The sequence below is a fragment of the Hamadaea sp. NPDC051192 genome, assembly GCF_040682475.1.
GTDB lineage: Bacteria > Actinomycetota > Actinomycetes > Mycobacteriales > Micromonosporaceae > Hamadaea > Hamadaea flava.
The window spans coordinates 40,127-61,268 of the sequence record NZ_JBFBAZ010000032.1 but is presented as its reverse complement, the minus strand read 5'-3'; the positions used below and the strand labels follow the sequence as shown (position 1 = coordinate 61,268).

At 70.4% G+C, this 21,142-nt stretch carries 17 protein-coding genes; 6 read left to right on the top strand and 11 right to left on the bottom strand.

Features of this window, described 5'->3' with window-relative positions:
• Window positions 1–31 precede the first annotated feature (31 nt).
• Window positions 32–1,099, bottom strand: coding sequence for an ATP-dependent DNA ligase (locus tag AB0M47_RS16440; protein WP_363413746.1), 1,068 nt, complete (start codon window positions 1,097–1,099; stop codon window positions 32–34).
• 157 nt (window positions 1,100–1,256) lie between these two features.
• Here AB0M47_RS16440 and AB0M47_RS16435 point away from each other — a divergent pair, with 157 nt between their 5' ends.
• Together AB0M47_RS16435 and AB0M47_RS16430 are read left to right on the top strand one after the other, a co-directional pair.
• Window positions 1,257–2,924, top strand: coding sequence for a glycosyl hydrolase family 18 protein (locus AB0M47_RS16435; protein ID WP_363413743.1), 1,668 nt, complete (start codon window positions 1,257–1,259; stop codon window positions 2,922–2,924).
• 80 nt (window positions 2,925–3,004) lie between these two features.
• Window positions 3,005–3,535, top strand: a complete 531-nt coding sequence (locus tag AB0M47_RS16430; protein ID WP_363413741.1) for a hypothetical protein — start codon at window positions 3,005–3,007, stop codon at window positions 3,533–3,535.
• Between the two features lie 18 nt (window positions 3,536–3,553).
• Here the strand turns inward: AB0M47_RS16430 and AB0M47_RS16425 are convergent, their stop codons facing one another.
• The gene (locus tag AB0M47_RS16425; protein ID WP_363413738.1) at window positions 3,554–3,982 is read right to left on the bottom strand and encodes a hypothetical protein; all 429 of its coding nucleotides are present in this window, start codon (window positions 3,980–3,982) and stop codon (window positions 3,554–3,556) included.
• A gap of 145 nt (window positions 3,983–4,127) precedes the next feature.
• Between AB0M47_RS16425 and AB0M47_RS16420 the strand changes: the two genes are divergently transcribed.
• Together AB0M47_RS16420 and AB0M47_RS16415 are read left to right on the top strand one after the other, a co-directional pair.
• Entirely contained in the window at window positions 4,128–5,384 is a 1,257-nt protein-coding gene (locus AB0M47_RS16420) for an ATP-grasp domain-containing protein (protein WP_363413736.1), read from the top strand.
• Window positions 5,384–6,583 carry an MFS transporter gene (locus tag AB0M47_RS16415; protein ID WP_363413733.1) on the top strand — a complete coding sequence of 400 codons (1,200 nt, stop codon included), beginning with the start codon at window positions 5,384–5,386 and terminating at the stop codon, window positions 6,581–6,583. Before AB0M47_RS16420 ends, AB0M47_RS16415 begins: the two co-directional genes overlap by 1 nt.
• 195 nt (window positions 6,584–6,778) lie before the next feature.
• Here the strand turns inward: AB0M47_RS16415 and AB0M47_RS16410 are convergent, their stop codons facing one another.
• From AB0M47_RS16410 to AB0M47_RS16370, 9 genes are all read right to left on the bottom strand, one after another.
• Window positions 6,779–7,663 carry a DNA-3-methyladenine glycosylase 2 family protein gene (locus AB0M47_RS16410; protein WP_363413730.1) on the bottom strand — a complete coding sequence of 295 codons (885 nt, stop codon included), beginning with the start codon at window positions 7,661–7,663 and terminating at the stop codon, window positions 6,779–6,781.
• Between the two features lie 17 nt (window positions 7,664–7,680).
• A complete protein-coding gene (locus AB0M47_RS16405; protein WP_363413727.1) occupies window positions 7,681–8,625 on the bottom strand; it encodes a hypothetical protein in 945 nt (314 codons plus the stop codon).
• Window positions 8,626–8,635: 10 nt separating this feature from the next.
• Window positions 8,636–11,134 (bottom strand): SMC family ATPase, encoded by a 2,499-nt coding sequence (locus AB0M47_RS16400; RefSeq protein WP_363413725.1) that lies wholly within the window; start codon window positions 11,132–11,134, stop codon window positions 8,636–8,638.
• Complete coding sequence (locus AB0M47_RS16395) at window positions 11,135–12,274, bottom strand: exonuclease SbcCD subunit D (RefSeq protein ID WP_363413722.1); 1,140 nt, start codon at window positions 12,272–12,274, stop codon at window positions 11,135–11,137.
• A 20-nt stretch (window positions 12,275–12,294) separates the two neighbouring features.
• Window positions 12,295–14,097, bottom strand: a complete 1,803-nt coding sequence (locus AB0M47_RS16390) for an ATP-binding protein (protein ID WP_363413719.1) — start codon at window positions 14,095–14,097, stop codon at window positions 12,295–12,297.
• A gap of 75 nt (window positions 14,098–14,172) precedes the next feature.
• Window positions 14,173–15,177 carry a hypothetical protein gene (locus tag AB0M47_RS16385; protein WP_363413716.1) on the bottom strand — a complete coding sequence of 335 codons (1,005 nt, stop codon included), beginning with the start codon at window positions 15,175–15,177 and terminating at the stop codon, window positions 14,173–14,175.
• The gene (locus AB0M47_RS16380; protein WP_363413713.1) at window positions 15,170–15,844 is read right to left on the bottom strand and encodes a dihydrofolate reductase family protein; all 675 of its coding nucleotides are present in this window, start codon (window positions 15,842–15,844) and stop codon (window positions 15,170–15,172) included. Before AB0M47_RS16380 ends, AB0M47_RS16385 begins: the two co-directional genes overlap by 8 nt.
• A gap of 7 nt (window positions 15,845–15,851) precedes the next feature.
• The gene (locus AB0M47_RS16375) at window positions 15,852–16,880 is read right to left on the bottom strand and encodes an NAD-binding protein (protein WP_363413710.1); all 1,029 of its coding nucleotides are present in this window, start codon (window positions 16,878–16,880) and stop codon (window positions 15,852–15,854) included.
• Window positions 16,881–16,916: 36 nt separating this feature from the next.
• Complete coding sequence (locus AB0M47_RS16370; protein WP_363413707.1) at window positions 16,917–18,422, bottom strand: SigE family RNA polymerase sigma factor; 1,506 nt, start codon at window positions 18,420–18,422, stop codon at window positions 16,917–16,919.
• Between the two features lie 318 nt (window positions 18,423–18,740).
• Here AB0M47_RS16370 and AB0M47_RS16365 point away from each other — a divergent pair, with 318 nt between their 5' ends.
• Both AB0M47_RS16365 and AB0M47_RS16360 read left to right on the top strand, forming a co-directional pair.
• Window positions 18,741–20,045, top strand: coding sequence for an extracellular solute-binding protein (locus AB0M47_RS16365; protein ID WP_363413704.1), 1,305 nt, complete (start codon window positions 18,741–18,743; stop codon window positions 20,043–20,045).
• Between the two features lie 69 nt (window positions 20,046–20,114).
• A complete protein-coding gene (locus AB0M47_RS16360) occupies window positions 20,115–21,128 on the top strand; it encodes a sugar ABC transporter permease (protein WP_253756401.1) in 1,014 nt (337 codons plus the stop codon).
• Window positions 21,129–21,142 lie beyond the last annotated feature (14 nt).

The following is a 21,142-nucleotide window of genomic DNA, read 5'->3' as shown; positions in this document are numbered from 1 at the left end:
CTCCCGCGTGATCGACGTCGACCCCGTGAGCCTACTTGCCGCCCGCGAGCACCTCTTCGACGTCCAGCCGGATCGGCCGGTCGAGCTGCTCGTAGGTGCAGGAACGCGGGTCACGCTCGGGCCGCCAGCGCACGAACTGCCCGGTGTGCCGCAACCGGTCGCCCTCCATCGCGTCGAAGCCGACCTCGACCACCCAGGTGGGCGCGAGCGGTTCCCACGAGGTGTCCTTGCTCGAGTTCCACCGGTTCGGCGCGGACGGCAGGCGCTGACCCTCCTTCGGGTCGAGCCACGGGTGCTCGGCCGGGTCGCGCAGCTCGGCGATCTCGTCGAGCAGCTCCTTGCGGCGCGCGGCGGAGAACGCCGAGGTCACCCCGATCGAGTGCAGCAGGCCGTCGTCGTCGTAGAGCCCGAGCAGCAGCGATCCCACGATCGGGCCGGACTTGTGCCAGCGGAAGCCGGCGACCACCGCGTCGAGCGTCCGGGCGTGCTTGATCTTGCGCATGAGCCGCTTGTTCGGCACGTAGAGCAGATCGGCCGACTTGGCCATCAGCCCGTCGAGCCCCGCTCCCTCGAAGTCGACGAACCAGCGGCGGGCGGTCTCGGCGTCGGTCGTCAGTGGCGTGACGTGCACCGGTGGGCGCACGCCCGACAGTGCGTCTTCCAGCCGGGCCCGGCGTTGCGGGAAGGGCGTCTGGGTGAGGTCTTCATCGTCGATGGCAAGCAGGTCGAAGGCGACCATCTCGGCCGGCGTCTCCTCGGCGAGCTTGCGGACGCGGCTGGCGGCGGGGTGGATGCGCTGGGCGAGCAGCTCGAAGTCCAGCCGGGGGAGCTTGCCCTCCTCGCGCCGGATGACGACCAGCTCGCAGTCGATCACGACGCGTTCCGGCAGCTGAGCCTTGACCTGCTCGATGACCTCGGGGAAGTAGCGCGTGAAATCCTTGCCGCCCCGGCTCGCCAGGGCGACCTCGTCGCCGTCGCGGAACACGATGCAGCGGAAGCCGTCCCACTTGGGTTCGTAGCTCATCCCCTCGGCCAGCGGGATGTCCGGGACGGCGGTGGCGAGCATGGGCTCCAGCGGCGGCGTGAGCGGCAGTCTCATAGGCCCCAGTCAACCACCCAGGTCCGACAGAGCGCGGGAACGCATTGAGGAAACTCTGGGTTGCCTATTTAGGAAAGTTTCTTTATAACTATCTCCTACTGGCGGGACACAGTCTCGCTTCGGGGGCGTCACCGCACCACCGCTCACGGGAGATGAGATGGGCATCAGACGCGCAACCATCGCCGCCGCAGTGGCCGCCGTCGTCGCGGCCGGCGCCGCGGCGTTCGGGGTCACCAGCGCGGAAGCGGCCGGCTCCGTCACGGCGACGTTCAGCGTCGACTCCGACTGGGGGACCGCCTACCAGGGCAAGTACACCATCACGAACGGGACGTCCGCGGCGATCAGCGCCTGGACGGTCGGCTTCGACCTGCCCAGCGGCACCACGGTCAGCTCGTTCTGGGAGACCACGATCACGGCCGGCGGTCAGCACTTCACCGCGGTGAACGTGGGCTGGAACGGCGCCGTCGCCGCCGGCGCCTCGGTCACCTTCGGTTTCGTCAGCAGCGGGTCGGGCAAGCCGACGAGCTGCACGATCAACGGCGCGTCCTGCTCGACGGGCTCATCGGCGAGCCCGAGCGCCAGCACCACCTCGCCGTCCGCGTCCGCGTCGCCGTCGCCGTCGGCGTCCGCCTCGGCCTCGCCGTCGGCTTCGGCCTCCACCTCGCCGTCCGCGTCGGCGTCCGCGAGCCCGACCTCGACCGGCACCTCGGGCAAGAAGGTCATCGGCTACTTCACCAACTGGGGCGTCTACGCCCGCAACTACCACGTCAAGAACCTGGTCACGAGCGGTTCCGCGGCCAAACTGACGCACATCGTGTACGCCTTCGGCAACGTCACGAACGGTCAGTGCGTCCTGTCGGACACGTACGCCGACTACGACAAGTACTACGACGCGGCGTCGAGTGTGGACGGAACCTCCGACACCTGGGACACCGGTGCCCTGCGGGGGAACTTCAACCAGCTGCGCAAACTGAAGAAGCTGTACCCGAACATCAAGGTGCTCTTCTCGTTCGGCGGCTGGACCTACAGCGGCGGCTTCACCCAGGCCGCGGCGAACGCGACCAGCTTCGCCAACTCCTGCTACAACGTCGTCGAGGACTCCCGGTGGGCGGACGTGTTCGACGGCATCGACATCGACTGGGAGTACCCGAACGCGTGCGGACTCAGCTGCGACACGAGCGGGTTCTCGGCGTACAAGACGTTGATGTCGGCGCTGCGGACCAAGTTCGGCTCCAGCTACCTCATCACCTCCGCGATCACGGCCGACGGCACCACCGGCGGCAAGATCGACGCCGCTGACTACGCCGGAGCGGCGCAATACGTCGACTGGTACGACGTCATGACCTACGACTACTTCGGGGCGTGGGCCACCACCGGGCCGACCGCGCCGCACGCGCCGCTCACCTCCTACAGCGGGATTCCGATCGCCGGGTTCTACTCCGACGCCGCGATCCAGAAGCTGAAGACGATCGGCGTACCGTCGAGCAAACTGCTGCTCGGCATCGGGTTCTACGGCCGCGGCTGGACGGGCGTCACCCAGGCGGCCCCGGGCGGCACCGCGACCGGGGCGGCGCCCGGCACCTACGAGGCGGGCATCGAGGACTACAAGGTGCTCAAGACGAGCTGCCCGGCCACCGGCACGATCGCGGGCACGGCGTACGCGTACTGCGGCTCGAACTGGTGGAGCTACGACACCCCGAGCACGATCTCCGGCAAGATGTCGTACGCCAAGACGCAGGGCCTCGGCGGAGCCTTCTTCTGGGAGTTCTCCGGCGACACCACCAGCGGCGAGCTGGTGACCGCGATCTCCAGCGGTCTCGGCTGATCCGCGCCTGATCAGTGCCGAAGAGGGCGTCGAGGATGATCTCCTCGGCGCCCTCCGCGCATGTCTATACGATGGACCGCATGGCAGACGGGGAACGTGCCAAGGGCTACCGCAAGGTTCAGCTGAAGCCGGGCGATCCGACTTCGCTCGATCCCCGGTACATCGTGGCCGTGCCGGATGGGACGGCGCTGCCCGGCGAGACCGGCGCGCTGGCGTTCGAGTCGGGGCGGGGCCCGGTGACCGACGACGAGGCGCTCGGCGTCCTCCGCCGTCGCAAGGGTGCACAGTTGGCCCGCATGTACGCCGAATCCGCGCCGCAGGCGCTGGAACATCGCGGCCTGCCGCCCACATTGGACGAAGCGCTGGCCCGCCATCTGCCCGGCGAACTGCCCGCCCGCGACAAGGCGAAGGAAGTCACCTCGATCAGCCTGCCGCCCCGGCTCATGGCGCGGCTGGTGGCCCGAGCGGAGCTTGAGGGCCGCAACCTCAACGCCCTCATCGAGATGATGCTGTGGCGGCTGGACCGTGAGGCGCCGCTCGACCCCGACGAAGTACGCCGGGAGTACGCCGAGATGATGGACGACCTCAAGAACCGCCAAGCCGCCGACTGAACCGACTGAGCAGCCCGGTCAGCAGATCGGGACCTCGGCGGCGAGCGCGTGCCCGAGGTCGAGCAGCACCGCGAACTGCGCCCCGACCGTCCAGCGGTCGCTGGTCAGTCCGCTGGACAGCAGTCCGACCGTGCACGACGGCTCGGCCAGCCAGCGACGTTCGGCCACCACCGCCCGGCCGACCCTTGTGTGTCCGATATGGAGGTACGCCTGCCGCAGCCCCGAGCGTACGTGGGCGTCGGGGTGGCGGGGGATCTCCACGTGGTCGTCGAGCTGCCGGGCGAACCACGGGCGCAGCCGGGCCAGGATCGGGTCCTCGACCTCCGCGACCAGCAGCGGCCGCTCCGACTCCGGCCACCAGGTAGCGGTGAGTGTGCCGGGGAACCGCAACGCCAGCCGCCGCATCGCTCCCTTCGGCACGACATGTGTCCGGACGGCGCTCGTCACATAGAGCAAGGCTTATCCCCCCAAGTCCCGCAATGGAAGCGTTCAGCTTACCCGAACATGTGTACGAACGGAGGAGGCATTCACTCTCAAAAACATATTACGTTTTAGCGGTTGCCCTGAACGTGCCAACTGCGAGGGAGAACCGATGAGGGTGCTCGTCCTGTCCAACCACACCGCGGTGATGGAGCAGGCCCTGCTGGCCGCCGGTCACGAGGTGATCGTCTGCCTGTCCAAGCCGAACGCCGCGCTGCGCGCCGCGCAGAACCCGCCTTATCCGATCCGGTCGGTGACCCACTGGACCGACTTCACCGAGCTGGCAGGGCTGGCCCGGGACCTGCGGGGCCGGGTCGACGCCGTCGCCACGCTGTGGGAGGGGGCGATGGTCGCCGCCGGCTTCCTCCGCGACCTGATGAGCCTGCCCGGTCAGCCGACCGCCGAGGCGGTCCGGTTCACCGACAAGGCCGTCATGAAGTCCGTCCTGCACGCGGCAGGCGTACCCGTCGCGGCGCATCGCGTCGTCCACGAGGCCTCGGAGATCCCGGCGGCCGCCGCCGAACTCGGCGGCTTCCCGGTCGTCGTCAAGCCGCTCACCGGTTTCGGCTCGACCAACACCCACGTCATCCGCGACCGGCGCGATCTGGAGCGGATGCGGGCGGAGATCTTCACCCGGCGGCTGGACGCCTCGGCGTTCTTCCGGGCGGAGCCGGCCTTCCGGCCGCTCGACGACCAGGGCGGCTTCGTCGTGGAACAGTTCGTGCGAATCCGCAACGAGTACCACTGCGACGCGTTCTGGGCCGGTGGCGACTCGGTCTACCAGATCCCTGGCCGCTACAACGTCCCGCCGCTGCGGGGCATGGGCGGCACGCTCGGCTCGGTCCTGCTCGACCCGACGTCGCCGGAGGGCATGGCCGTCGCCGAACTCGCCGAACAGGCCGCTCGCGCGCTCGGCATCCACGACGGCTTCACCCACGCCGAGATCTACCTCGACACCGAAGGCCGCTGGCTGCTCGGGGAGATCGCCGCGCGGCCGGGCGGGGGCGGCATTCAGCACGCGCTGCTCCACGCGTACCACGTGAACGTGCCGGAGATGCTCGGTCAGTTCGGGGCCGGTGAGCCGGTGCGGGTCGAGCCTCGCCCGGAACCCGGAGTCTGGGGCTGGGCCGGGCCGTATGTCCCGCCGGGCCGGGTCGTGCACATCGCGAGCCGGGACGAGGTGCTGCGGCAGCCGGGCGTGGTCGACGCGAGCGTCGTGACGCAGGTCGGCGGCGAGGGCGGGCTGACCGGCTCGGGACAGTGGGGCGGTCTGGCCGGGTACGCCTGGCTGCACGGCGACACGCCGCAGGAAGTGCTGGCGCTGATGGACCTCGTCACCGAGCGGTACGAGATCGAGGTCGAGGCCTGATGGGATGGTGGCAACGCCGGTTCGGCGGCCTTCCGCGCGCGTTCTGGGGCTTGATGAGCGGCGTCGGGCTGGCCCGGCTCGGCTTCTTCGCCGTGCCGTTCCTGACCTTCTGGCTGGTCGCCGACCGGCACTTCACCGCGGCTCAGGCGGCCGTCGTGATGACCGCGTTCGGGTTGGGCTGGACGCTGTCGATGCCGCTCGGCGGCTGGCTCGCCGACCGGCTCGGCCGCCGCCTCGTGATCGTCTCCAGCGCTTTCGGGGCGGCGGTGACGTACGTGGCGATCGGTGGCGCTCAGGGTCTGTTGTGGACAGCAGGGCTGGCCTTCGCGACCGGGCTCACCTTCGACCTCTACCGCCCGGCGGTGCAGGCGTTCCTGACCGACGTCGTCCCGGGCGAGCATCGGAAACGGGCGCTCGGCCTGCTCTACCTCGTGATGAACGTCAGCCGCATGGTCGCCTGCGTCCTGGGCGGGCTGCTCGCCTCGCGCGCGTTCTTCGTGCTGTTCCTGGTGAACGCGGCCGTCAACGTCCTCTTCGGACTTCTGGCCCTCCGGCTGCCCGCGTCGTCCGGCACGTCCGCACGCAACGTCGGCTTCGGGGCGGCGCTGCGGGACCCCGCGCTGATCGGCTTCACGGCGATCACGGCGGTGTTCTACTCGGTCCACATGCAGAGCATGGTGAGCCTGCCGATCGTGTTCAGCTCGGTCGGCGCGACACCCCTGGACTACGGCCTGCTCCTGGCGCTCGACCCGCTCGTGGTGGTCGTCGTCCAGCTGCTGTTCCAGCAGTGGCTGCTGCGTACGCCGGCGTTGGTGGTGTGCGCGCTCGGCGCGGGGATGGTCGGCATCGGGCTGGCCCTGACCGGCCTGTCCGGCTCGCTCGGCCAGGCCGCGCTCACGATCCCGCTGTGGGTCGCCGGTGAGGTCGCCTTCCTCACCGCCGCTCCCGGGGTGGTCGCGACGATCGCGCCGGAACACCTCCGCGGTGTCTACTTCGGAGTGTGGGGCGGTACGCAAGGCTTGGCCGCCGTCGCGGCCCCGCTCGTCGCTTCGCTCCTCGCCGGGTCGCTGCTCATCTGGCTCGGCGGCGCCGTCTTCGGGGTGATCGCGGGGGCTGCCTGCCTGGGGTTGCGGGGGTGGCTGCTGCGTCGGCGCTCGGATCTCGCGGTGGTTCCCGTGCGCGCCGCTGTGCGCTCGTGACCCTTCGGGCGGGCTGCCATGCTCCCGGCTTTCGGTGGCGCTGCCATGCTCCCGGTTTTCGGCGGGCTGCCATGCTCCCGGCTTTCGGTGGCGCTGCCATGATCAGGGTCATTTCTGCGCTGCTATAGCGACATGGAATTGACCCTGATCACGAAGCCCGGGTCACGAGCGCTCAGCAGCTCGGAGGCTGAGCGCTTAGTAGCTGCGGAAGGAGCGGATCGGCGCGCGGGGACCGTACCTCGGCGCGCCGATCCCGGCCCGGGTCAGCAGCTGGCAGACGCGCCCGCGATGGCCGCGGAACGGTTCGAGCAGCTCCAGCATCCGTTCGTCGGTCGCGCGGGGCTCCCCGGCCAGCGCCCAGGCCACCTGGTTCTTGATGTGGTAGTCGCCGACGCTGACGGCGTCCGGATCTCCGTGCGCGTTGCGCATGACCTCCGCGACCGTCCACGGCCCGATCCCCACCAGCGCCAGCATCCGGCGGGCGGTCGCCTCCGGCTCGCGGTCCGGCCATGGCGCACGCGCGGCGCGCAGCAACGTGTCCGCCCGCCGTTGCTCCAGCCCGAGCGGGTGGAGGTCGTAGTAGCGCAGCGAACCGACCTGCTCCGCCGACGGCGGCAGCAGCAAGGTCGGATGCGGGCCCGGCGCGGGCTCCCGGAAGCGCCGCACGATCGCCGAGTACGCCTGGTACGCCTCCTTGCCGGTGACCTTCTGTTCGCATACCGCGCGGAGGAGGTGAGGGAAGACCTGCCCGGTCGCCGGCAGTCGGAGACCTCCATGCCGGTGCGCCAAGTCGGCGACGACCGGATGGGCCTGAGCGAGTGCCCGGAACCCGCCCAGATCGTCCCGCAGTCCGAAGACGGCGTCAGCCCGGTCGAGCAGCCACTCCGCGCCCGGCCCGTACGCCTCGGCCCGGCCGTCCCGATGCAGCCCCAGGGAGCCCGGGCCGTCCGGCGTACGCGCGGCGTGCCAGAACACGCCGTCGATGAACCGGCGGCACGGATCATGGGTGCCCATGGACAGCTGACCCAGGGTGCCCGCGAAGTCGTACCTCGCGGGCAGGTCCAGCCGTCTCTCTAACACCTTTGTATTGTGCCTGGTCACGCCCGCGCGGACGCAGCCGCCAGGGCCCGCTGGAGGAGCTTGGTGTCGCCGAGCATCCGGCGCAGCCGCTGTTCGAGCCCCCCGATCGGGACGAGCTGCTGGGGAGCGCGCGGATCCTTGACGGCACTGGAGGCGTACCGGGGGAGGGTGACGCAGGACAACTCGGCCAGCTCGATCGCCTGCGCCGGGGCCAGTTCGGCCGAGCATTCCAGGCGGACGACGCCGGACCACGGGATCGGGATGCCGCCCGGCTGACGCAGGTACCAGGTGTATCGGCTCCAGCGCCCGCCGATGCGGAAGACCGGCGTGCGCTGCCCGGGAGACAGCGCTCCGACCACCGGGAGCAGCTGGTCCGGCAGGTACTGCTTCTGCTGGGTCTTGGCGTACCCGATGACGCGAGGGGGCGCGCCGGGTCCCCGCAGCGGGCCGTCGACCACGATCAGCTCGTCGCCCCCGCTGAGGGTGGCGAGCACGTCGGTGGTCGTCCGCTGCTCCAGCTGCATCAAGGCGGTCTGCATCGCCGCCATCAGATCGGCGTCCTGCGCGCCCTCGATGCGGACCGCCTTGTAGCGCACCGTGGTTCCGGCGTCTACATCGGACTGATCGGCGGCGGAGGTGAAGATCGAGCGTTCGACGGTGGCGGCGGCGACGGTCGCGGTTCCGGTGGCGCAGCGGACGACCCCGGCGGCGTAGGAACAGGCCAGCCCGGGGGACGGCGGGGTGCCGCCGATCCCGGCCGTCCAGATCCGGGCGTCGATCCGGCGTACGCCGTCGACCATCAGCACGGTCGCCGGCGGCTTCAGCCCGGCCGGGGCGTCGAGCGGTCGCCACTGCTCAGCGGGCAGCTCGACCTCGACGTCGAGTCCGTCGGCCGGGCCAGAGGCGGACGCGTCGAGGCTGGCGCCGTAGGACGGGTCCCATGCATCGACGTGGAAGCTCATAGCCAGATTTCTACCCTATCCTGTCCACTCGGGCGGTGCGGGCGTCTTTGCGTACCTCGAAACGGACCGGAATGCGTTCGGCGAGCGCGGCCACATGCGTCACCACACCCACCATCCGATCGCCCCGGGCGGCGAGATTCTCCAGCGTCGCCGCGACAACGTCCAGTGTGGACGAGTCGAGCGTGCCGAACCCCTCGTCCAGCAGGATGGAATCCAGGCTGGCCGCGTGCGCCATCCCGGCCAGTTGATCGGCCAGACTGAGCGCCAGGGCCAGCGAAGCCTGGAAGGTCTCCCCGCCGGACAGCGTACGCACCGGGCGGGTGAGCCCGGCGTCGTGATGATCCACCACGAAGAACTCACGATTGCGGTGCATCAGGTCGTACTGCCCGGCCGACAGCTCCCGGAGGATCTCCGAGGCGCCCGCGACCAGGGCGTCCAGTGCCTCTTCGAGCAGCCACGCCTCGAAGTTGTTGGCCTTCAGGTGCTGGGCCAGCGTCGCCGCGACGGCTCGCTCGGTCTCGATCTGCTTGCGCTGCTTCCGCAGATCGTCGGCGCGCTTGCGAGCGTCCAGGATCTTGTCGCGGGCGGCGGCGGCGCGCTCGACGGCGACGGTGACCGCGCGGTCGAGCCCGGCGATCTCGCGCGGCATCGCGACCTCGGCCTCGTCGAACCAGTCCCGGATGCGGTCGAGCACCGTCTCCTCGCTGGCGGTGGCCTGCCGGGCGGCCTGGTCGGCCTCCGTCCGCAGCGTGGTGAGCTGCTGCCCGGCCTGTTTCGCCCACTCGGCGAGCCCGGCCCAGGCGGCCTGCAGGTCCTCGCGGTCGACCGGCGGCGGGGCGACGACCGGTCCGCCCGGCACCACGGAGGCGACCGAGTCGCGGGCGGTGTCGAAGATTCGCCAGGCGGCCCGCAGCCGGTCGTCGACCCGCTGCACCTCGGCCAAGGCGGCGCGCTGCTGCTCCATCGCGCGGCGGCGAGCCGCCCCGGCCCGGTCCAGCGCCTGCTTCGCCTGCGCGTGCGCGGCGAGCTGGGCGTGCAGCTCCGCCTCCTCGGGCGCCCCGGCGAGCACCTCGGCCAGCTGAACGATCTCCTGGTCGAGCTGTTCCTTGCGGGCGCGAATGGAGGCGAGCCGGCGATCGGTGTCCCGGGCGGCGTCGTCGGCGGTCTGCCGATCACGGTCGGCCTTCTCCGCCTCCGCGCGTACGCGCTTCAGCCGATCCTGGGCGGCGACGGTCGCTCCGACCTCGCGCTGTGCGGGCAACGTGGCGACCGACTGCTCGCAGACCGGGCAGGCATGCCCGACCTGGAGCAACGGCCGCAGCACCGCCACCCGGTCGGTGTTGCGCGCCTCCTCCAGCGCGTGCTGGGCGTGGACGACCTCGTCGGCCTTGCCCTTCGCCAGCTTCGTCGCCTGCTCCACCGTACGCATCGAGGCCGCGTGCGCCTTGTCGGCCTGCGTCAAGGCGGTCGCCCCGTCGCCCTGCCGGGCGCGCAGCGCGGCGAGCTGGGCGAGCCCGTCCAGCGTGCGCTTGACGTCGGCCGGATCGACGGTCGCTTCGAGGCGAGCGCGCGCCTTCTCCTCGTGCTCCTCGGCCGCGGTCAGCTCGTCGGCGACACCGGCGAGCCTCGCTTTGGCCTGTTGCCCAGCCGTCGCCAGCGCGCCGGCGTCGGCGGGTGCGGCGATGCGGCCGAGCGCGGTGAGCCGCCCGTCCACCACGGCCAGCGCTTCGACCGCCGCCCGGCGTTGGGCGTCGAGGGCGGACAACCCCGGTGCTTCGGCCACCACCCGGGCGGCGAGCGCCTCGACGGCGTCCACCCGCTCCTGCGCGGCGGCCAGCAGCCCGTCGTCGGACTCGGCGGCGAGATCGGCGAGCAGCCGTTCGGTCGCCGAGAGCTGATGGGCGGCGGCCTTGTCCCGCTCGGCGGCCTTCTCGCGGATCTGCTCGTAGACCTCCAGCCCGAGCAGCTTCACCAGGATCTCCTGGCGCTCGGCCGGCTTGGCGTGCAGGAACGCCGCGAATTCGCCCTGCGGCAGCAGCACGCACTTGATGAACTGGTCGTAGGGCAGCCCGACGACGTCGGCCACGGCCGCGTCCAGCTCGACCGGCGTACCGGCGAGGGTCTGGCCCAGCTCTTCGACGGGTTCGTCCCCGTCGAGCACGGCCACGTTGAACGTCGGAGGCAGCAGTTGCAGCCCCGCCTGCTTCGTGGCGACCCGGCCCTTGCCGTCCCGGCGGACGACCCGGGTCACGGCGTAGCGGCGGCCGCCGGACTCGAAGATCATCCGAACCGCCGCCTCGATCCCGGACGGCGCGAGGGCGTTCACGACGGTCTTGCCGCTCCAGCGCGGCACCTGGCCGTAGAGCGAGAAGCAGATCGCGTCGAGGATGGTGGACTTCCCCGAGCCGGTCGGGCCGACCAGCGCGAAGAAGTCGGCGTCGGTCAGGTCAATGACGGTGTGCTCGCGGAAGATCGCGAAACCGCGCAGGTCCAGCCGGAGCGGGCGCACTCAGCTCACCTCCTGGTAGAGCTCCTCGAAGAGCTTCTGAGTGGCGGGGTCGTCATGACCGCGGTCGGCCAGGTAGTCGGCGAACAACGCGACCGGCGACCGTTCGGCCCGAGCCGGCCGGTCGGGGCGCTTGGTCTCCAGCATCGCCGGGTCGATCCGGATCTCCAGGGCGCGCGGCAGCATCTCCTGCACCTGCTCGCGCAGCCCGGCGCGGGGCTTCTCGCTCACCACGACACGCAGCCAGTCGTCTCCCGGGTCCATCTCGGACAGTTGCTCCAGGGTGCCCCGCAGCGTACGCAGCCGCCGCCCGGACGGCAGCGGAACCTCCCGGACGAGCGCCGTGGTGTCGGCGGTGGCCTCGACGATCGTCACCGACGGCGGGTTCTCCTCCTCGCCGAAGTCGACCGGCAACGGGCTGCCGCTGTAGCGGACCGGGCAGTGCCCGGGGAGCGTCTGCGCCCGGTGCAGATGGCCCAACGCCACGTAGTGCGTGTTCGGCGGGAACACCGTCGAGGGGACGGCGTAGCCGAGGATCGTGTGTGCCTCCCGCTCGCCGCCGCCCATCGCCGCGCCGACGACGGTCAGATGCGCGGTGACCAGGTTGACCGCGCTCGGGTCGGTGAAACTCTCCGCCGCGATCGCCTCGAGCAGGCGCGACAGGTGATCGGCGTACGTGCTGTGCGCCTCGGCCTGGGTCAGCTCGAACATGTCGAGCGCGCGGACGGCGTACCGCTGAGAGAGGAAGGGCAGCGCGATGCAGCGCCACGGCTCGCCGCCCGGGGTCACCCCGGTGATCAGGTGGTCGGCGGGTTTGTCGGAGACCCGGCCGCGCAGGTGCAGGTTCTCCGACTCGGCGAACACCCGCAGGGCGTCCAGCGCCGGGCCGTTGTCGTGGTTGCCGGCGATCACCACGATCTCGGCGAGTCGCCGGAGCGCCGCCAGCGCCCGGTAGACGATCTTCTGCGCCTCGGGCGTCGGAGCGGCGGTGTCGAACAGGTCGCCCGCGACGATGATCAGGTCGGGTCGCTCCCCGCGGGCGACCTCGATGACCGAGGCCAGCGCGGTGAGCTGCTCCTCGGCCCGCGGCTGTCCTTTCAGGACTTTACCGACGTGCCAGTCGGAGGTGTGCAGGATCTTCACGGCAGAGCCCTCTCCGGCTGCTAGAACGGGATCTCGTCGTCGTCGATGCCACCGTCGCGCGTCGAGCCGACCACCGCGAACGGGTCGGTCGCGCTGACCATGCTGGCCAGCGTGGCGCGCGGGGCCGCGCCCGCCTCGGACGGCCGGGTGGCCCAGGCCGGGAACGGGAACTCGACGGCCAGCGGGACCGGGATCTCCGGCTGCGCCACGAACATCGTGCCCGGCTTGGCGAGCAGCGCCCGCTGCCGCTGGGTGGGCGGCAGGAAGCCGTATTCGGGTCGCGAGGCCTCGGCCGGGTCGAGCCGGCCGACCACCCGGATCGCGGAGTTGGACACGATCCGGCGCTCGACCTCCGACGCCGTCTGCTGGGCGCCGATCAGGATCACGCCCAGCGATCGGCCGCGCTCGGCGATGTCGAGCAGCACCTCCTTGATCGGGCTCGTGCCGTCGCGAGGCGCGTACTTGTTCAGCTCGTCCAGCACCACGAACAGCAGCGGCTTGGCCGTGCCCGCCTTCTCCTTGCGCTCGAACTCCGTCTTCAGCGTCACGCCGACGACGAAGCGCTGCGCCCGGTCGGGCAGGTTGTGCAGGTCGACCACGGTCACCTGACCGGCGTCGGCGGTGCTGATCTGGTGCGCCCGGCCGCCGGGCAGGTCGCCCCGGATCAGCCGGGACAGGTCCCGCTTGCTGGAGATCAGGCGGCGGGCGAAGGCGTTGACCGTGCCGAGCCCGACCGAGCTGCCCGCCCAGGTGGACCGGGTCTCGTCGTCGTTGAGCTGCTCGACGATGTAGTCCACGAAATCGTCGTAACTGCCGAGCCGGGTGCCGTCCAGGCTGATGCCGCCCCCGGCCGGCTGCGCCTCGCGGGCGAGGTGGGCGGCGACCGCGTGCACGACCATCGTGTACTGCTGGCGCTCGTCGTCGGCGTCGGCGAAGACATAAGGCAGCAGGCGCTGCTCGGTGAACTCGCTCAGCGTCCAGTAGAACGGGTCGACCCCGGTCAGCCGGCTCGCCACGTCGGGGCTGCCGGACGGGTCCCCGGCCCGCGCCGGTGCGAACACCGTGACCTGTTTGAACGCCCCCGCGTCCAGGCCCAGCTTGTGGTACGCCTCCCGGGTCGGCTCGTCGAGCCGGTTGTTCTCGTGATCGAGGAAGAGCAGGTCCTCGCCCTTGACGTTGAAGATGAGCGCCTTGGTGTTGGCCGACTCCGCCTTCGAGCCCAGGACGCCCGAGGTGAAGATGGAGTAGAGCAGGAAGGTGGCGAAGCTCGTCTTCGTCGCGACCCCGGAGATGCCGGAGATGCTGACGTGCGCGCCCCGGCTGCCGTCGAGGAAGTCGGTGTTGAGGTACAGCGGCGCGCCGTCGCGGCCGATGCCGATCGGCAGCCGCCGCTGCATCCGGTCGAAGCTCAGCGCGGCGTCACGGGTCTCGCCGTGCGCCCGGTACGCCACCGCACCCGGCGCGGGCGGCACGTAGATCTCGGGCTCGACCCGGGTCACCGTGATCTCGGCCGCCTCCTGCACCATCGCGGGCAGCATGCCGTCGGCGATGGCGAAGACGTCGGACTCGAACGCGGCGCCCTCGTGCCGGGCGCGGACGGCGGTGACGACGCCGGAGATCGTGACGGTGCCCCGATCGGGCAGGTCGCGCTGGGTCACCACGACGTCGTCGAGCTGCAGGTAGGCGTCGGAGCCGACGGCCACCCAGAAGGTCAGCGGGCTGGCGTCCTGCGTACCGAGGACGCGGCCGACGGGACTGCCGGGGCCGGTCTGGTCGCCGGGGGAGTGTGCGGGGAAGCTCACGCTCTCAGACCCTAACGGCATCCTGCGACAAGACCCCGGTACGCAAGGGTGCCGAGTCGTGTGCGCGACAGGAGAGGGACCCCCGTTCAGGGGAGGTCAGGACCGTGTGATGCGTACGCCCCAGGGCCCGGTCACATGGGTGGGTGTGATGGTCAGGTGCACTGTTTCCCCTGGTCGCGCGGTTATCTGGGACTGCCAGTCGAAGCCGTTCCGGTCGGCGATCGTCCAGCCGAGACCACAGCTGTCGCCCTCGTAGGACCAGATTTCGCAGTCCGTGACGGTGACGCCGTCGATGGTGACGTGCAGGGCGCCGGGCGTGGCGGACGACATCGACAGGTCGTACGACCCCCACGCGAGGTCGACCGTGATCGGTTCCAGCGCGTCCGTGTCGCCACGCAGATAGGACCGTGAGGAGCCGTCGCCGCCGTCCCCGTTGACGGGGAGCTGCAGCGCGGGCAGCGTGCTGGGCCGCACCGGCAGCGGATACTCCTCGAACGGCACCGGCACCCCGATCGCCACACCGATGGTGCCGACGTTCGGCGTCTCGGCGTCAACCGTCTTCTGCGTCGCCGCGTCGAACCGGGTGGCCCCGCCGATCCGCATCGTGATCCGGACCGTGTCGCCGATCCCGATCCCGTGTGTCGTCCAGGCCTCGGCTCCGTAGCGGCTCGTGCCGGCCCCGCCGTCCGGTCCGCAGCTGGACTCCCACCAGACGTCGCCGCGGACCATGAACCGCACCTTCAGCTGGGTGCCGTCCGGGGCGAGGAACTCGCAGCGATCGAAGACAGTGACGCCCAAATCGGTCACGGTCCAGGTCGTCGTCGCCTCGGCCGCGGCGAGAGGAGCGCTGGCGGCGGCCACCACGCGGGCGCCGTTGGCGTACTCGGGAAAGCCCTCGATGCGTTTCATCGGCGCGGGCGACGGCTGCGGCGTCGGCTCCTTCCGGAGCAGGCCGGGGAGGACGGCGTACACGCTGATGGCGAGCAGGAGCAGCGCGGATCCGGCGGCGACCCACCGCTTGTGGCGCGCGAGCCAGGCGCGGACCACGCGTGCCCGGGGCGCGGGAGGCTCCTCGGGAGCGATCTCCCCCAGATCAATCATGCGCGCGACTGTACCGGAGCAGAAGCGCCTGGTCAGCGGGCAGAGCGTGGATCAGGCGCATTGGCCTCGATGGATGTTCGGGGCCGACGGCCATCCGGGTCGCGCCGGGCCCGGCGAGCACCGGTGACAGCGTCAGGCACAGCTCGTCGACCAGGTCCGCGCTGGTCAACGCGCCTAGCAGGGTCGGGCCACCCTCGCAGAGCAGGTGAGTGAGGCCGTCGGCGCGCAGCCGGGTCAGCGCCTCGCCCAGGTCCGCGACCAGCACGTCCGCGACCTCGCGCAGCGGGTGGTCGCCCGGATCGGCGGGCGTCACCACCAGGGGCCGGACCGGCGCATCGCGGAGGGCGCGATGCCCGGGGTCCAGCGCCAGCGCGTGGCTGAAGATCACCAAGCGGGGATACGCCGAAAGCCCGGACGCGAGACGCCAGGACCGTCGTTCGGGGTCGAGCGTGAGCGGCCGGTAATCCTCGTCGCGCAGCGTGCCGGCCCCGACGAGCAGCGCGTCGCAGGTCATCCGGAGCAGCCGGAAGACCTGCTTGTCGGCGACGCTGGACAGGCCGGTCGACAGCCCGTCGACGGCGGCCGCCCCGTCCAGGCTGGTCACGAAATTGACCCGGAGGCCCGCCGTACGCGGGTACCGGCGCAGCAACTCCTCGTCGATCGTCACCGCAGCATCATGGCAGTTCAGGGGAGGTCACGAGGACCAGCCGGTCGGCGGTCTGCAACGTGGTGACCTGGCCGTACGGCAGTGCGTGACCGCCTCGGAGCACGGCGATCACCGGCTCCGCGCATTCGCGGAGGGTACGCCCGATCTCCTCCGGCTTGACCGGGCGTTCGACCAGGTCGAGACCGGCGCCGTGGATGAGCAGGTCGTTGAAGACCTCGCTGATCGCGGGGGAGCGGGCGGCCACCCCGAGCAGCCGGCCGGCCGCCTCGGACGTGGTGATGACGGCGTCCACCCCGGACTGCAACAGCAGCGGCTCGTTCTCGGCCTGGCGGACCGAGGCGACGATGGTGCACCCCTGGTTGATCTGGCGGACGGTCAAGGCGACCAGGACCGCGGTGTCGTCCCGGTCGGTCGCGACGACGACGCGCTCGGCCGTCTCCACCGCCGCCTTCCGCAGCACGCTGCTGCGGGTGGCGTCGCCGACGACGACCGCGAAGCCGTCCCGGTTGGCTTCCTCGGCCAGGCTCGTCGAACGCTCGATGACGACGAACGCCGTCTTCGGCGACCCGTCGGCGAGCAACGTCTGGATCGCCGTATGCCCCTTCGTGCCGTACCCGACGACGATGGTGTGCTCGATCAAGGTGGACCTCCAGCGGCTACGGCGCAGCTGTTCCCGCGTACGCCGGGTGAGCACCTCGAACGTGGTGCCGACCAGGATCGCCAGGAAGGCCACCCGCAGCGGCGTGATCAGGAAGATGTTCACCACGCGGGCGGCGTCGCTGACCGGCACGATGTCGCCGTAGCCGGTCGTCGACAGGGTCACGGTGGCGTAGTAGAACGCGCCCAGCCAGGTCAGCTCGGGCCGGTTCGCGTCCTTGTAGCCGTCCCGGTCGAGCATCACGATGACCACGACGGCGGCCAGGATCAGGACGGCGTACGCGATGCGCCGCCAGATCTGGCGCAGCGGATCGCCCGGGTGGCGCCCCGGCAGGCGTACGCCGCCCTGGTCGGCCTCGCCGAACGCGCCCTGGTCCATGGCTCCACTGTAGGGAGTCCTGGGCCGTTTGCCGGGTTATTCCACCGGGGCGATCCACGCCGCCCAGTCCGCCGAGACGTGTTCGGGCACGATCGCGATCTCGAACTCTTCACCCGGCCTCAGCGCCGGAAGCTTGGCGAGCAGATCGGGGTCCTTCGGATCGAGGGTGTACCCGCAGCCGCCGGTCTCCCAGCTCCAGTTGCCGCAGCTCATCACCTCCACCCCGGCCACCATCAGCCGGAGTATGCCGGGCGCTCGCTGACTTATGTGGATCGCGTACTGGGCGCCCCACGTGAGGCCGACCGTTCGTATGGTCTGACTCGCATCGGCGGCGGGCGGGCGGAGTTCGAGCGCCTTGGGCGATAGGTCGAGCCGGTTGGAGTCCAGCTCCTGCAGGACCTTGGGCTTCGCCGGGAACGGGTAGTCCGACCAGGCCATCCGCTCGCCGACGGCGACATCCACAGCGACGTCCTCGGGGACCGGACGCTTCGTGATCGCCAGGCTGACGGTCATGACCACGTACGCCCCGGCAGTGACGCCGGCGTTCATCACCTTCTCGACCGGCCAGCTCTCCACCGTCCCGAGCCCCGTACGCGGACTGTCCGGAGTGGCGTCGCACTCCATCTGGCCCAGTTCGCCGCCGGTGGTCTCGAAGGTGATCCGGATTTCCGTCGCGGCCGAGGCACGGCAGCGCATGTAGACGGAGAAGTCGCTGGTGGAGGCCATCCACGACAGCTTCGTGGGCATCTTCTCGTCGGTCGCGGTGCCGGTCGCCACGAGTCGGTTGCCCAGGGCGTACTCGGGGAATCCGTTGATCAGGCTCGACGTCGCGGACGCCACCGGAGCCGGGACGACGTGGTGGGCCGGATTGATGGCGTACCCGAGGACGAGCGCCAGGACCACCGCGCACACCGAGGCGATCGAGACGACGCGACGCTGGCGGGCCTGCTGGATGCGCTCCTGGACGGCGGCGAGGCGCGCGGCGCCGGCGGGCGGTTCGGAATCCGGTTGGATGCCGGTGAGCCCGGGGTCGACCCGGAGCTTGGCGATGGCCTTGGCCGCGTGGCTCTTGACGGTGCCCGGCGAGATGCCGAGCACGTCCGCGATCTGGGCCTCCGAGAGGTCTTCGTAGTAGCGCAGGACGAGGACCGCGCGCTGCTGCCGGGGCAGCCGGCCGAGCGCGCGGGCGAGCTGGTCGCGGTCGTCGTAACCGCGGTGCTCGTCCGGACCGGCCTGTTCGGGCAGCTCGCCGATGGGGCGTTCGTGGTGCCAGCGCCGCCGCCACCAGCTCGTGTAGGTGTTCACCAGGATCCGCCGGACGTAGGGCTCGGGATCGCCTTCGATACGCCGCCAGGCCGTCCAGGCTTTGGCCAGCGAGGACTGCAGGAGATCCTCGGCCAGCGCCCAGTCCCGGGTGAGGAGGTACGCGACGCGCAGCAGGCGGGCCGACCGCGCGGTCACGAACTCCGCGAAGTCACCCGCCGGCGTGCTGGGCCGAGATTCGTGGGCCCGCGAATCGGCCGGAGCCGTCGTCAGCTGCACCGCTTGTCCTCTCAGGTTGGCGGACATTAGCAGGTACGCGCTGAGCCCGCTGCCCGGTGCACCACCGGGCATGGGCCGTTCGGCCCGTTTGCCGTAGCCCGGTCGGTGGAGGCCGTCGTCACGGCTGAGCGTGGAAGCGCTGCTCGGCCGGGGATAGACCCGGATAACAACTTGGGAACGCTCCCATCCCTCGCTTGACTTCCCCGTAACGTCACGGCAATCTCATGGGAGCGCTCCCGGCGGTGTGGTCCAGACCACAACCCGGGCAGTCTGCACCACCCCCCACCTGCACTGAAAACGACCTGAGAGGGGTCATCGATGGGCGTCACCTCGCGCCGCCGCGCCCTCGCGGCGGTCGCCGTCCTTGCGATTGGAGCGCTCGGCCTGACCGCCTGTAGCGACGACAAGGACGGCACCGGTTCGAGCACCGAGCAGATCACCCTGAACGTCGACGTCTTCGGCAACTTCGGTTACGAGGAGCTCTACAAGCAGTACCAGGCCGCGCACCCGAACATCAAGATCGTGGAGCGTGGCACCGGCGGCCAGCTCGGTGACTACACCCAGCAGGTGACGCAGCGCCTCGCGGCCGGCAGCGGCCTCGGCGACGTGATCGCCATCGAAGAGGGCATGATCATCGACATGAAGTCGAAGGGCTCCGCCTTCGTCGACCTCAACGAGTACGGCGCCAAGGACCTGTCCGGCAACTTCCTGCCCTGGAAGTACGAGGCGGCCAAGACCGACGACGGCAAGCTCATCGGCCTCGGCACCGACGTCGGCGGCATGGCCATGTGCTACCGCACCGACCTGTTCAAGCAGGCCGGTCTGCCGACCAACCGCGACGAGGTCTCCAAGCTCTGGCCGACCTGGGACGACTACATCAACGTCGGCAAGCAGTTCAAGACCAGGGTGCCGAAGGCCGGCTTCATCGACGCGGTCACGAACACCTACAACAGCATCCTGATGCAGGAGGCCGGCAACACCACCGGCTACACGTACTTCGACACGAAGAACGCGTACGTGACCGACACCAACCCGGCCGTCAAGAAGGCCTGGGACATCTCGAACCAGATCCTCGAGGCGGGCCTGTCGGCCAAGCTCCAGGCCTGGACCGACCAGTGGAACGCGGGCTTCAAGAACGCGCAGTTCGCGACCATCGCCTGCCCCGCCTGGATGACCGGCTACATCACCTCGCAGAACGGCGACGCGGGCAAGGGCAAGTGGGACATCGCCACGGTCCCCGGCAGCGGCGGCAACTGGGGCGGCTCCTGGCTGTCCGTGCCGAAGCAGAGCAAGCACCAGAAGGAAGCCGCTGAGCTGGCCAAGTTCCTGACCAACCCGGCCGGTCAGATCGCCTCCTTCAAGTCGAAGGGCAACCTGCCGTCCTCGCCGCAGGCGCTGGACGACCCGGCGGTCAAGGCCGCGGTGAACGAGTACTTCAGCAACGCGCCGACCGGTGCCATCTACGGCACCAGCGCGAAGGCTCTCAAGCCGGTCTACCTGGGCGCGAAGAACGTCCCGGTGCGTACGGCGGTGGAGAACGCGCTCCGCTCGGTCGAGCAGGGCCAGAAGAAGTCCGACGCCGCTTGGGCGACGGCGGTCGCCGACGGCAAGAAGGCCGCGTAAGCGGCTTAGCCAGCCAGCGCCGGTGCGCGGTCTCGGCCGCGCACCGGCGCCGAGCTTCCTGGAGTCACCATGAGCCTGCCGACCACTACTCCGGCACATTCGGCCGAAGTGCCCCCGCAGCCGGGCCGGGCCCCCCGCTCGCCGTCGTCCTTCCTGGTACGCGCGTCGCGGTGGAGCCGCCTGGACACCAAGGCCTCGCCCTACGTCTACATCGCTCCGTTCTTCGTCATCTTCGGGATCTTCGGGCTCTTCCCGCTGATCTACACCGGATACGTGGCGCTGAACGACTGGGAGGTGGGCGCGGACACGCACACCTTCGTGGGCCTCGACAACTTCGTCAAGATCCTCAGCGACAACTACTTCTGGAACGCCGTCTTCAACACGATCGGCATCTTCGTGGTGTCGACCATTCCGCAGCTGCTGCTGGCGCTGATGCTGGCCAACGCGCTGAACAAGCGGATGCGTGGGCGGATGTGGCTGCGGATGGGCGTACTGGTCCCGAACATCACCTCGGTCGCCGCGGTCGCCATCCTGTTCAGCCAGCTCTTCGCCCGCGACTTCGGCCTGATCAACTGGCTGCTGCACTTCGTCGGGGTCAGCCCGATCGACTGGCAGGCGCACAAATGGACCGCCTGGCTCGCCATCTCGACCATGGTGGACTGGCGCTGGATGGGCTACAACGCGTTGATCTACCTGGCCGCGATGCAGTCGATCCCCAAGGACATCTACGAGTCCGCCGCCCTGGACGGCGCGTCGTCGCGTCGCCAGTTCTGGTCGATCACGGTGCCGATGCTGCGGCCGACGATCATCTTCACGGTCATCATCTCCACCATCGGCGGCTTCCAGCTGTACGCCGAGCCGCTGCTGTTCACCGGGGGAGCGAGCGCCTTCCTCGGCGGCACGCTGCGCCAGTCGCAGACCGTGACGATGTACCTGATGGAGCAGTTCTACAACAAGTTCGAGTACGGCGACATGGCCGCCGTCGCGTGGCTGCTCTTCTTCCTGATCCTCATCTTCAGCGGCGTGAACTACCTGATCACCGCACGGCTGGAGTCCTCCGGCAAGCGTGGAGGCAAGAAATGACCGCCGTCTCCGTC